The organism is Aliiglaciecola lipolytica E3, assembly GCF_000314975.1.
Taxonomy (GTDB): domain Bacteria; phylum Pseudomonadota; class Gammaproteobacteria; order Enterobacterales; family Alteromonadaceae; genus Aliiglaciecola; species Aliiglaciecola lipolytica.
This window is the reverse complement of the sequence record NZ_BAEN01000037.1, coordinates 43,495-57,748: the sequence shown is the minus strand read 5'-3', so window position 1 is coordinate 57,748 and position 14,254 is coordinate 43,495. Positions and strand designations below refer to the sequence as shown.

The 14,254-nt window shown below is 43.1% G+C and carries 6 protein-coding genes; 1 reads left to right on the top strand and 5 read right to left on the bottom strand.

Annotated features, from left to right (window positions below):
- The first annotated feature begins 62 nt into the window (after positions 1-62).
- A complete protein-coding gene (locus GLIP_RS08940) occupies positions 63-7,226 on the top strand; it encodes a pectinesterase family protein (protein ID WP_008844289.1) in 7,164 nt (2,387 codons plus the stop codon).
- 271 nt (positions 7,227-7,497) lie between these two features.
- On the opposite strand, the gene GLIP_RS08935 is transcribed toward GLIP_RS08940, so the two are convergent.
- From GLIP_RS08935 to GLIP_RS08915, 5 genes are all read right to left on the bottom strand, one after another.
- Positions 7,498-8,445, bottom strand: coding sequence for a pectinesterase family protein (locus GLIP_RS08935; protein WP_008844288.1), 948 nt, complete (start codon positions 8,443-8,445; stop codon positions 7,498-7,500).
- Between the two features lie 322 nt (positions 8,446-8,767).
- The gene (locus GLIP_RS08930; RefSeq protein WP_008844286.1) at positions 8,768-10,198 is read right to left on the bottom strand and encodes a glycoside hydrolase family 28 protein; all 1,431 of its coding nucleotides are present in this window, start codon (positions 10,196-10,198) and stop codon (positions 8,768-8,770) included.
- Positions 10,199-10,208: 10 nt separating this feature from the next.
- Positions 10,209-11,177: an alpha/beta hydrolase gene (locus GLIP_RS08925; RefSeq protein WP_008844285.1), complete on the bottom strand. Its 969-nt coding sequence runs from the start codon at positions 11,175-11,177 to the stop codon at positions 10,209-10,211.
- 2 nt (positions 11,178-11,179) lie between these two features.
- Complete coding sequence (locus GLIP_RS08920) at positions 11,180-12,856, bottom strand: glycoside hydrolase family 43 protein (protein WP_008844284.1); 1,677 nt, start codon at positions 12,854-12,856, stop codon at positions 11,180-11,182.
- Positions 12,853-14,061 carry a glycoside hydrolase family 88/105 protein gene (locus GLIP_RS08915; RefSeq protein ID WP_153886306.1) on the bottom strand — a complete coding sequence of 403 codons (1,209 nt, stop codon included), beginning with the start codon at positions 14,059-14,061 and terminating at the stop codon, positions 12,853-12,855. Before GLIP_RS08915 ends, GLIP_RS08920 begins: the two co-directional genes overlap by 4 nt.
- Between the last annotated feature and the right edge of the window lie 193 nt (positions 14,062-14,254).

The window sequence follows — 14,254 nt, the reverse complement described above, 5'->3', positions numbered from 1 at the left end:
TATTCAATAGGAACTTAAAGAGTGAATAGTGCCAAGCGCCAATTACTCTTGGGAGAACAAAAATGAATTACAAATTTACGCTAGCAGCAAGTATTGTCAGTACAATACTGTTAGTTGGATGTGGTGCGGAAAGTACTACCAATGTCAAAGAGTTACCTGCCCCTGCCCTCACTGGTCAGTTTGTCGATAGCCCCGTTTCCGGATTAGGCTATCGCTCTGAATCCGTGGCCGACGGGAAAACCAATAGTAACGGTGAATTTAGCTATTTTCGTGGCGAAATTATCACTTTCTTTATTGGTGATTTTGAATTTCCTGGAGTGCCTGTCTCCAGTATTTTAACACCACTGAATTTATTTAACGCTGACACGCCGTTTGATCAGTCTGTAGTGAATACATTGAGACTATTGCAGGCTCTGGACATAGATGGCGATCCGTCAAATGGTATTGAGATTAGTGAAAATGCAGCCGCGGCTGCCTCGATGCTATTGGCCGATGGACAAACCATTGAAGCTTTTTTCGACCGACCAGCTGAACAATTCGCAGCCGACGTTGAACCTTGGTTAGCCAATGCTGGCGGCGCGATGACTACCTTAGCACCGTTTGACAGTGCGGTTGCCCATTTCGTCAACTTTTTAGAAACAGAATACGGCACCCTTTTTGCCAATACATTCAACCTGGACCATTTAAATGGGATAGTTTACAACCCGTTTTTACAAGGTGACACGGCGATACAAGATACCTTTAACTTTACGCCAGACGACAGTTCTCAACGTAAAGGTTCCTATTCCCAATTCAATGGGGATATAGAAACGATGGGAACCTATGAGCTTATGTTTGGCCGCAGAGCCCTTAAATTAACTTCCGACACCAACACCACCTATCTGATTGTCAGATCATTCAATACCGTTGACCAGGTGTACAGCTTATGTTTAGCCGATGGTAGTACCGCCGTGGCTACAGCAGTTAAAAATTGCGATGCCAATGACGATCCTAAAACCGACTTATTGGTGTTAAGTGAGGCGCAAGCTGCCATCGAATTAGAACAACTGGTCGAACGGGCAAATACCATCGAACCAGCTTTATCAGAAGATTTTAACACCGATACAACCACCTTTTTCTCATCTACTTACAAACGTTTAACCGACGAAAATACCGGCCCTATGTACTTTAAAACCGGTGGTAGTCCTTCTTTAAACGCTGAATTAGGCCAGTTAACCTTGGCTGGAGACCGTTTCAGTATCGGGAATGCCGCTAGCAACCCATTGGCACAAACTTCAGCGAGCGATACCCAAGGTACGGGGGTTTTTAACATCAGTCAGGGTTTCACCATCAGTTTTGATGTGGTGTCTCACACCAGCTCTGGTTCGTTAAATATTTATATTGATAACAACACCACCGGACAAGATAACTCTGTTCATGGCGCGGCTTCTAAATTCATTGGCCGCTCAATCACTGAGGATGAATTCCCAATTGGGCAGCGTTTTAGCTATACCTATGTACCAGGTGCTGATGTTAATGGCCTAGATCCAAGTGATCCCGAAGCAAAAATCTTAAACACTGATATTACTAATTCGTTTTTTCAGTTCAGAACTGATAGCAGTGGTAATATCACCATCGATAACCTAATTATTGAAACCAATGCTGATGCTGTTGAACCAGAAGAACCGGAAGAGCCAGAAGAACCTGAAGAGCCGATTTCTATTCCGCGAGTAAGCCTGCCCTTTAGCGTTAACTTTGATGAAGCGGGAGTGGATATTTTCACCACAGAGTTTGCCACCATTGTTGATGGCGACGGTATGGATGTAGCCCTATATACCAAAACCGGTGGTTCAGTGTCTGTGATTGAATCAGGTCTTGAATTGGACAGTGGCCGTTTCACTATTGGTAACGCAATGCCAGGCGCTACTACAACGTCAGACGATACAGCTAGCACAGGTGTATTTGACCTAAGTCGTCCGTATAACGTGGTCATGGACATTGTCTCAGTGAATGATCCTGATGGCGATAACAATTTCCAAATTTATGTAGATAACAATACCAGTAGCAGCTCAGCTTCAATGCATGGCGGCGGATCAAAATTCTACAGTGAACTCATCAACACCCTAACACCGGGAAGTACACTCATTGTTCCCGGCATAATTGCTACCAAAAATTCGTTTTTGCAGTTGCGTACTGAAAGTGGTGGTACGGTAGTTGTAAACAATATTCGTATTGAATATATCAACGAAAACTTACTCAGCTCAGAGGATTTTGAAACGACCACCGAATTGTTCTTTACCCCGGAATACAAATCGATTCCTGGTAATGATGCGTTACCTTTGTACAGCATTACCGGCGGTGGTAGTGGTTTAAGCATTGCCGAAGGTCAACTCAGTATCGCCAGTGCCCGTTTTACCATAGGTAATGGCACACCTGATGTTTCAACAACAGGCGACGATACTGTTACCACTGGATTGCTCGATTTAAGCCGCCCATATAAAATTTATTTGGACATTGTCAGCACCGAAGATGAAGAAGGAAATAACGGATTTATCATTTATGTGGACAATAACACTAGTGGTAGCTCTAATTCGATTCACGGTGGTGACTCTAAGTTTTATAGTGAACAAATTTTATCTCTTAGTGCGGGGGAAACTCTTGAGATAGAGGGGTTTGTGGCAACCCAAACATCTTTCTTACAACTGCGGACCGAAAGCGGCGGGACAGTTGTCATTGATAACCTGAGGATCGAATATTTAGAAGCAGACGATCCAGGTGCCAGCACGTTCAGTTGTGAAAATGAACCAGAGCTATACTATTGCGACGATTTCGCTACCGGTTCTACCAGCAACTATCAATTAATTGCACAGCCAGATAATGACTCAGGTGCAATTGGATTCTTTGATACCCTAGATGATGAAGATAATAAAGTACTGCGCTATACCGCAGGCGGCGCAGGTGGTGAAATCATGTTGTTCACTGAAGCCGCCATGGCCAATATTCCTAATAATGGCAACTACTTCATCGAAGCCAGAATTCGCCCAAGACAAAACAGTACCACAGCCAATAAACAAATCTTTTTATTAGGTCGTTACCAGAGTGAAGGTAATTGGTATGGAGGCGGATTAAATGTCCAAAACTCTTCCAGTAGCACCCAAACTGAGGTGGCAATAAGTACTGCGAATTCTATATCTCGTCCGGTACAAACTAAAACACCGATTTTACTCGGAGAAAAAGATGGAACCGATGGGGTATGGTACACAGTTCGCTTCGAAATGATTGACGATATATTAACCGTTTATCTCGATGGGGAAAAAATCGGTACAACGACGGATGCCAGCTATACAGATAAAGGCCTGATAGGTATCTTCACTAATAACCGCTCATTTGAACTAGATGACTTAAAAGTAGGTGATCCGTCAATTAAACCTGTGCAGTTAACCTTGGACTATAAGTCACCGGAGTGGGAAACGTCCACTACAGGTGATCCTTTGGTGATTAATATCACCGCTGTTCAAAGTGACGGGATAACCGCAGACACCTTCACCGTTAGCAATTCAGATGCAAGCGTAGTCTCAACCTCCCTTGAGGGTAATGTGCTTACCATCACGCCCATTGGCGCAGGCAGCAGCACCTTGTATATTGAATCAGGTTCTGATGACACCATTGTTCGCACTATTAATATCACTGTCGCCGAAGGGTTTGTAATGCCAACCCAGAATTATGGTGACCTGAGTACCAAACTCTCCCCTGCCATTAGTGCTACAGAGGCCTATATTGATGCGAGCTTACGTGTCACTTTTGATAGCGAGCCAACCCTAGGTAGTGTGGGTGAAGTAAGAATATTCGATGCCAGTAACGATACACTCGTTGATGTGATCCGTGTCAGCGGAGAAATAGATGCTCTTGGATATTCAGGTCAAAGCCGTGTTCGTCGAGTCAACACTGATTTAATCAGAGTTGAGGGTAATGATTTGGTAATCAAACCACATAACAGTCTGTTAGCGTACAATCAAACCTATTATGTCGTTGTGGGTGACGATGTAGCCACTAATGTGCAACTCAATGGGGTTGAATTTGTTGGCCTAGGTGAAAATAGTAACTGGTATTTTACTACTAAAACAGCGGGCCCAACTGACACGGCGGTGACCGTTGATGATGACGGTGATGCAGATTTCAGAACCGTTCAAGGGGCATTAAATTATGTGATGGAAAACGTTGCTGCCGATACACCTGCGCAAATTTCAGTGAAAAACGGCATATACAATGAGCTATTGTATATGCGCAATAAAAACTATCTAACCATCAACGGTGAAAGCCGTGATAACACTATTATCAGCTACGATAACTACGAATCCCGTAATGGTGGCTCTGGTGGCAGTGAAGCCCCAGGAACAGGCTCACCAAACGGCGGGCGCAGTGTGTTCTTGGTTGAAGGCGCTGATTTGCTCACCTTGAGCAACTTAACCTTGAAAAACGACCATATTCGCTCAAATCTTTACTCTAATCAGGCTGAGACGATTTATTTTAATAGTCCCAACAGATTGGTTGCCAAAGATGCGAACTTTATCAGTGAACAAGACACCTTATTGTTAAAAGGCTACACCTGGTTCTATAACACACTGGTAGCAGGCAACGTAGATTTCATCTGGGGTTATCCTGTCACTGCACTGTTTGAAGAAAGTGAAATACGTACCATAGGTGACTCTAAAAACGGTGATCCCGATCAGGATAGCTCAGGTGGTTATGTATTGCAGGCGCGGGTGCAAAATGCAACTGACCCCGGGTTTATTTTTCTTAACAGCGAATTTACCCATGGACCAGGCCCTATTGGCAATGATGTACTAGATAACTCTACCTACATCGCCCGTAGCGGAGGCAGCAGCAGTTACTATGATAATGTCACCTTAATTAATAATAAATTCGATACCCACATTGCCACTGAAGGTTGGGCGACATTGGGTGTTAATGGACAACCTGCTCCCAACCCAGAAACAGCCACTGCAACCAGCGGCTGGCGTGAGTATGGCAGTATGGATATGCAAGGTAATCTGTTGGATTTAAGTTCAAGAGTGGGAGGTTATCTGCTTACAGAAAGTGAAGTAATAAACCTCACCGATCGGGTCTCGATATTTGCCAGTTACAACAATGACCAAGGTTGGGATCCAACTGCCAATAATGAACCTGTCATAGGTGAAATATTGGATGATAAAGGATTTGCGGGATATAACTTTGACCTAACTGGCGGCGCTGGCGGAATGGTAGTTACGGTAAATAATGGTGCAGACATGATTACCGCGCTTGAAGAAGCCAGTGACGCAGCCATGCCTATTATCATTTATGTAGACGGTACCATTACCGATGCAAACAGCGGCGGTAGCGGACGTTCAATCGATATCAAAGATATGGATAACGTCTCAATTGTGGGTGTTGCAGATAGAGGTGAGTTTGACGGTATTGGGATCTCGATTCGTCGAGCTAACAATATTATTATTCAAAACCTAACTATCCATCATGTTCTAACCGGTGGTAAAGATGCAATTTCTATCGAGGGGGATGATGATGGCTCAACCACTAGCAATATCTGGATTGATCATAATGAACTTTACAGTACGCTAAATGTTGACAAAGACTATTACGATGGCTTGATAGATAGTAAGAGCGGTGCGAAAAATATCACTATTTCTTACAACTATTTGCATGACCATTGGAAAGCCTCGTTACACGGTCACACTGAAAATGATACGTCTGACAATACTGACAGAAATATTACTTTCCATCACAACCGATTTGAAAGTATTGAGTCACGTTTGCCCCTGTTTAGATATGGAAAAGGTCATTTGTATAACAACTATTACAATGACATCCACTCTACTGGGATCAACTCTCGAATTGGCGCAGAACTGCTGATTGAAAACAATGTCTTTGAAAATACTCAGAACCCTATCGTATCTTTTTATTCAGATGTGATTGGATATTGGAACACCAGCGGTAATATATTTGGGTTAGGAGTGACCTGGACAACACCATCAGGTAACGATGTATCAGCTGGACCAGACGCAACACCAACCAGTAGTTATGTTGTGCCTTATACCTATGAGTTAGAAGATGCTGATGTAGTAAAAGCCAATGTCATCGCTTTTTCTGGAGTTAACAAACTCGATCAAAGTGGATTGGATATTCCGGATATTGAAGGCGATACGCCTTCAACTACCGATGTATCCCTACCCTATTCAGAGGATTTTAGTGCTGCGGATGCCGCGATATTCTTCACGGCAGATTACAAAACCATGCCTGACGATGATACAGCAGCGTTGAACTATATTACCGGTGGCGGCAGCGGCATCAGTATTACCGATGAGAAAATGACCTTGAGCAGTGCCCGGTTCACAATAGGTAACACCACACCCGACGTTGAGACCGCTGAAACGGATACGGATTCAGCTGGGGTGTTTGATCTCAGTAAACCTTATAAAATCACCATGGATGTGGTTAGTGTTGACGACCCAGATGGAGACAACAACTTTATTGTCTATGTGGATAATAATACCTCCAGCAGCAGTAAATCTGTGCACAGTGGCAGTTCGAAAATGTATTCGGAACTGATCACCAGCCTAACCCCTGGAAGCAGTATTGAAGTCAGCGGGTTAGTCGCCACAGCGAATTCGTTTATTCAACTACGAACAGAAAGCGGCGGCACGGTAGAGATTGATAATTTACGTATCGAATATTTACCCGCGGATGCTGTATTAAGCGAAAGTTTTGATGTGGGGGATGCCGACTTCTTCAGTGCAGACTATAAAAGTCTAGCGAATGACTCCACGGCGTCTTTCTATGTTAAAACCGGTGGGACAGTGGAAACCATCGATGGTGCACTGAGACTAGACAGTGGACGCTTCACCCTTGGCCAATCTGCACCAGATGTGGCGACCTCTTCAGCAGACATTGCAGCCAATGGCGCACTGGACCTTAGTCAGAGTTATCAGATCGTGATGGATATCGTTAGTCTCAATGATCCGGATGGGGACAATAACTTTATCGTTTACGTTGATAACAACTCCACCAGCAGCGGAAATTCAATGCATGGTGGCAGTTCGAAATTTTATTCTGTTCTGATTAATGAACACAGTCTAGGAGAATTGGTGATACCCGGTTTTACCGCAACTGACAGTTCATTTTTACAATTACGCACGGAAAGTGGCGGTGTTGTGGTGATCGATAACCTCAGGATTGAATATCTGGACTAATTTCAGTCAATTATAAATAAAACGCAATTTAAAAGGCAAAGTGGATTATCCCTTTGCTTTTTTTTGTGCAATTACAAATATATATTCCCTTTCAAAATGAACAGCTTTTTAGCATGGCTGTCCATGTAAATTCCAGTCCATGTAAATTCGTCCGTATTAATTCATACAAATTCCTTGGGATACATTGTGATTAGGAATGACTGACGGGGTTTCGAAAGGTGGCTTAATAAAATTGAAGGGCGACTAAAATACCAGTTTGAAAAAGTATTGATTAATTTGCAGGATCCCAACCACGCAAAATGGTTTCGGTAGCATATTGTTTAGCTTGCTCTGCGGAAAGTTGCTGAGACCAGGAAACTCTGCGACGCATGTCAGCTCCTTCTCCACTATTTTGGTATTCAGCATAAAAGACGGTACTGTGGTTAGACGCTTTATCCCAGTCATGCCAGCCAGCAGGATGAATATGTTTGCCTATCTGCGAATCCAAAAATACTGTCTTAGCATATTGTCGCCATGGGCGGCCAAGATAAACCTCATTAACCCCCGCTTCTGCCGTTAGCTTGCAATGTTTAAATACTAATCCAAATGGTTGGTCTTGAGGCGTAGAAGCGGCGGTTATAAATGAGTTGGTTAACGATTTAATTTCACAGTTCTCGAAAACGGCCGTACCTTGACCAAAAATAAAGTCTGTAGAGCCTTCAATATAACAATGATGAAAATAAGTTCGAAACCCTTCACCGGCCACATACAGGGTATCCTGAAACCCTTTTAGGCTAATATTCGAAAAGCGTGCTCGATCGGCTTCTACGTGCAGAGCTACGGCTTGTCCCACTGGTCCTGCAGTGTTTTCAATGGTTAGGTTTTCAGCGCTAAAATCATTTCCTAGGACCCGTAAAGTGAAGGTATGAAATGTACTGTTTCTACCTTTATTTATTTTATTAAAATGATCTTCATAACGAATCACCGTACCTTCGCGACTCTCACCGACCAATCTTAACCGGGTATTCCAAGCATAAATTTCAACTTTTTCTTGATATATTCCATTTTTAATAAAAATAGTAATATCCGTCCACGGATAGGTTTTGGTGGCATAAATGGCATCTTGAATACGGGTAAAATCACCGCTGCCATCTTTGGCAACCGTAAACTGAGTTTGGTATCCCTGAGCTCCAATAAACATCGGAAAAAGCGCAAATAAGAAAAATGTAATAGATTTCATTTTAACCCTTAAGCTAGAGCATACTTGGTTCAGCACTGAGCAACGCTAGTTGCTCTTCAATACTATCCAGTCACATTATGTTACCGCTACAGCCTGTATGGTTGCGCGTATAGGGGGAGCAATTTCAGCCAGTTTTCCATTGGCCGGTTGGTCAAAACTATTTGCAAAGCTCACATCAGCGAAATATGTATCAACGGCGTTTAGATCAGCGTTACCATGCCCAGTGCTACGTCGGGGCTATCCAGTTCTACGTCGGGGCTATCCAGTTTAGTAAACGTGACTGGATAACCTGTTAAAACATAAAAGCGGCATAAAAAACGCACTAAATCTTCACGAACTTCCCATTAACACTAATTCCGCTTTGTTTAATATTAGCCACATTTTCGATTATGGGGTCTTTATCAACCTTAACAAAAGTCAGGTTTTTCAGCGTAACACCTGTAATCGGCGTATGGGGATAGCCGCGCAATGAAAATGCCCTTGTCGCGTGTTCTACCCAAAGATTTTCAATACGAATGTCTTCTAACACAGGCGTAAATTTTCCTACATCCCCCTCTTCGTAGTAGAAATTAATCACAATAGCGTCTTTAACCTGACCAATGTTTATATTGCGATAATTGAGGTTTTTAAGATGGCCACCACGAATTGAATTGGTTTTGATGCGAATTCCTCGATCCAAATCAGGACTACTCATTTCGCAATTATCCACATACAAATTACGTACCCCACCCGAAATCTCACTACCAATCACAACACCCCCATGACCAGCTTTCATTTGACAATTTTCAATTAAGATATTTTCGCTGGCAACACCGACTCTGCGACCATCGGCATTACGCCCAGATTTAATCGCAATGCAATCATCACCGGTATCAAAAATGCAATTTTGAATAAGCACGTCTTTGCAGGCTTCTGGATCACAACCATCAGAATTAGGACCGTAACTCTCACAGTGTATTCCCTGTACAGTCACATTTTCACATAAAACTGGATTAACCAACCAAAATGGCGAATTTTTGATAGTAACACCTTCTATCAATACATTTTTGCATCGTATTGGTTGAATAAAAGGAGGACGCAAATAATTATCGTCAAATACCCGTTGAGCCACCGGAACTTCGTTTTCCGCCATTTCACGCAGTGGATCACGAGTAAACTTCTGATTTTCAACAGGATGATCACCCCACTCGGCTTCTTTCCATTTCCCTTTCCAGGGCCACCAGTGAGTATGACTGCCTCCACCTTCCAGAATACCTTTTCCAGTAACGGCTACGTTAGTTTTTTCAAAAGCATAAATGAGCGGTGATAATCCCATCAATTCAGTGCCTTCCCAACGGGTAAAAACATAAGGTTTATAACGCTCTGGCTCAGGATAAAAATGCAATACCGCCCCTTGTGCAATATGCAAATTGATGTTGGACTCCAAATGCACAGGACCAGTATAAAATTCGCCAGCAGGCACTAATACTGTACCACCTCCCGCTGACGCAACATCCGCGATCGCCGCTCGTATGGCCATCGAACTGTCATTCTGTTTGCCCGGTTTAGCTCCAAAATCTTTGATGCTTTTAGTTAATTCTGGAAACTCCGGTGCTTTAATGCGCGCTTTGATTTGCTGCGCTTCGCTACTCCAGGCAAACGATTTAGAGTCTGAAAGGGTTTGTTGACATCCAGCTAAATTGAACAAACCCACTGAAGCCGCGCTGCAGCCTATTAGTTTTAATATATCTCGTCTCTCAAACTGCCTATTCATCTTTTTATTCCTATAAATTCTGTTTACTGAAAAAGTTATCAATTAGCTGCACGGTCTGGCTAAGATAAGGTTCGAACAGCCAGAACGAGTGGAGGATTGTGTCAAATTCATAATATTGGTTATCAATACTAAATTCTGTGAGCTGCTTACGTACAATTTCTTGCCCTGCAGTAAATCGTTTTTGGCCACTACTCACAATTAACATAGGCGGCGAATGCGCGTGAATATGCCTGGCGGCAGAGGCTTGTTGCCACTTTTCCAATGTGTCTTTCATTGCGCCGCCAAACCAAAGTCCGGCTGCCGACTCAGCCCCCAGTTTATTTTCATATTCAATAGCAAGGGGATCGGTAAAGTCCAATACTCCGTCTAAATTAACAACCAGATTGAAATCGCTTTTTGCATTTTTTTGATCACCTTTAAACCAAATATGATTGCCAGTGTTGGCTAACAGTGTCGCCATTTGCCCCCCGGATGAGGCCCCGCCAATAGCGATTTTATCCGGGTCAATTGCAAACTCCTTGGCGTGTTCAGCTAACCATAGTCGTGCATCATTAAGGTCAACTAACCCGGCTGGATAAGTCGCTTCAATAGATAACCGATATTCAGGTAATACCACCACGTAACCACGTTGTGAGAGCAAATTGGCTATGGGGTATAAATGGGATTTATTGCCAGAACGCCAACCTCCACCGTGAACCAGCATGATAGTTTGGTTTGATGAGCGTGCTTCGGCAGGCAAGAATATATCTAGATGTAATTCTCGTCTGCCAATACGTTTATAGCGTTGTTCAAATACAATGCGCTGACCTTCGATAAATTCCAACTGAGGCCACTTAAGTTCAGGAAATTTCACTATGTTTTTGTCATATCGCTGGGACGGCGTGTAACTATCATCAACCAAAATGTCTTGTGCTTGAGCTGAAAACAAACGGGTACTCAATAAAATCGTCATTACGACAAAAGTTAGCTTGCTATTCATTTTTACCGATCTCTGGGTTGGGGAAGAAATCGAATATAATCAAACACCAACTGGGAATTGCCAGAGCTTTGCTCTAAAACATTAAATAAACCAACCTTAGCCCCGACCCAGCGGCCCCGCACGGCTTTAAATTGTTCACCTATTACTGTAAATGAATCATTGGGCGAGGTGCGATAACTAAATATAACCGTGGCATCAGAATTCATAATATATCGCAACTCAAGTGCTCCGCTGTTTATTTCTCCATAATCTTGAAGATGTTCATCACACCCTACCCGAGCTCCTTTACATTGCACATATACAAGGTGAGATTTGCCTTGCACAGGATGAATGCCGATCCATGCGTAGTCTTCACCAAACAGCAATAATCCTCCCTTGGCATTATCACTGGAACGGTTCAAATCAATTTGAGTTATAACTTCGTAATTAAGAGCCGGATTTTTTTGCAATAACAACGAGGGGGTCATCCACAGGTTTTTACCAGTATTGTCGATGCGTGGCTGCCCAAACAAGGTTAGCGTGCTATTTTGTGGTTCGAGTTGATACCAGTGTGGCTGTGAGTTTGCGTTCCACTGCCATTGTAACCCTAAGGTTTTTTGATTAAATTCATCACTGCTTGGCTGCGGAAACGGAATGCCTAGAATCCGTGTTTTAGGCTTGCGATACCGGTACACAGGCTCACCGACCACGTCTTGCGATGGCGTAAACCCAATAACGGGCCAGTGGTTTTTCCATGTCATAGGTTGTAAATGCACAATACGCCCGAACGCCTTACGGGACTGAAAATGGATAAACCAATCTTCATTTTCACTGGTGTGCACCCAGGCACCTTGATGTGGGCCATTAATCAAGGTATTCCCTTGATGTAATACCTGTCTATGCTCGTACGGCCCTTGGATCTGTTTAGCGCGAAAAACACTTTGCCAACCAGTTTCTACACCGCCGGCTGGCGCAAATATGTAATAATATCCATGACGTTTGTAAAATTTTGGCCCCTCTAGTGTGCGATAACCGGGCAATTGATTGCCATCAATTACATGTTCATATTGCTCGCTGACCCTACTGGCGTCACTGGCCATTTTTCTCAGGCTTAACACATTATTAAATCCTGCCCGACTCTTTGCCCAGGCATGCAACAACCAAGCTTGTCCATCGTCATCCCACAGTGGTGTAGGATCAATTAACCCCTTACCGGCTAGAATTAGCTTAGGTTCACTCCAATCTCCTTTTGGATCTTTAGCGGTAGTGACATAAATGCCAAAATCCGGGTCGGGGTAGAAAATCCAAAAAAGGCCGTCGTGAAATCGTATATTAGGTGCCCATACACCATTGCCATGTTGTGGCGTTGCAAAGTGGGTTACAGGAAATTGTTGCGGTAAGGCATAATTAATAAGTTGCCAGTTAACTAAATCAGTAGAATGCAGAATCGGTAACCCAGGGGCCGCATTAAAACTCGATGCAGTCATGTAATAATCCTGTCCTACCGCCACCACATCTGGATCTGAATAATCCAACGGTAAAATCGGATTTTGATAGAGCTCATTAGCTACATTACTCTGCCACAAAAACTCTGGAGCAGCAGACGATACAGTTTGTGTGGTAGTTCGCTGTTGACCCCCTGCCAACATAACACACAAGGTTAGACTCAATGTGGCTATGCCGGCAGAGCAAGGGATCATTTATTTAATTCCAACGCGGCCATGATAAAGGGACCGACACCTTTGGGATCATTGGACTTAATTGTTTCGCCAATATAGTAGTCAAACGAACCATCACGATAAGGATTCCCCCCTAAACCTGCAACTGCACAAACTTGGTCTAAATTAACCAAATTGTTTTCTGGCGAGACGCTCACAAGTTGATCTAACATGCCTGCGAAGCCTTTTTCTGCGGTGGCTCGATAAGATTCTGGCAGCACGCCGAGATTGACCCCTTTTGCTATCGCATACGTTAACATGGCGGTAGAAGAACCTTCTAAGTAGTTCCCTTCCCTATCTCCCAGATCAGTTACCTGATACCAGTTACCGGTTTCATCTTGGTATTTCACCACGTGATCAACAAAGTTTTTAAATCGCTCACTCAACCACTGATGTTTGGCATTTTGAGCAGGGGTGATTTCTAAAACGTCCACAATTGCCATTGCATACCACCCTAACGCTCGAGACCAATGATGCATAGACAAACCTGTCTCTTTATCTGCCCAACGTTGTTCTCTTGACTCATCCCAGCCATGTCTAGGCAAGCCAGTGTCAGCACTGTATAAGTGTTTTTCGATCAATTCGAATTGCAAATACACGTCATTCAACTCATCAGGTTTACCGTAGCGCATAATGTATTCGGCGTAAAACGGCGCCCCCATATACAAGCCATCTAACCACATTTGAGAGGGATAACGTTTTTTATGCCAGAATCCACCTTCACTAGTGCGAGGATGATCGTTTAACTGCGAGCGTAAAGTATCTGCCGCTTTTATATATCGAGTATCTCCAGTTTGATCATATAAAAAATATAAAACTTTCCCTGGGTTTATCATATCGATATTGTATTTTTTGATGTCGTAAGTTTTGATTTCACCCTGTTCTGAAACCAAAGAATCGTAATAACCTTTAACATAATCGAAGTAACGCTGATCTTTGGTCTTTAGATACAACTTTGAAAATGCCAGTAAATTAAGACCATGTACATAGTCCCATTTAAGCTCCGTTCGCCAATCGATCATATAAGCTTCTGGGAATCGTTGCATTTCTGATTCCGCCATACGGATTGACCAAGGGGCTGTATTACTCAAAACTTTATCTGATTTGGTCGATGCATTTGTCGTATGGCTACAACCAGCCAAAATCACCACTGTGAGTGCCGCTACGAACAGGTAAATTCTCTTCATGTATAACCCCATATCTAACATTATTAACACATCATGCCACCGGTAGCACATAACTCTAAACATATTCTCTAAAGCACTTTACATTGTCAAGATAAAGCCGCTTTATTAAATTCACGGAATACCATTTTTGAACATTTGATTTTATAAATATAAACCTAATAAATCAGTGATAAATGTAAGTTAAAAAAACCGC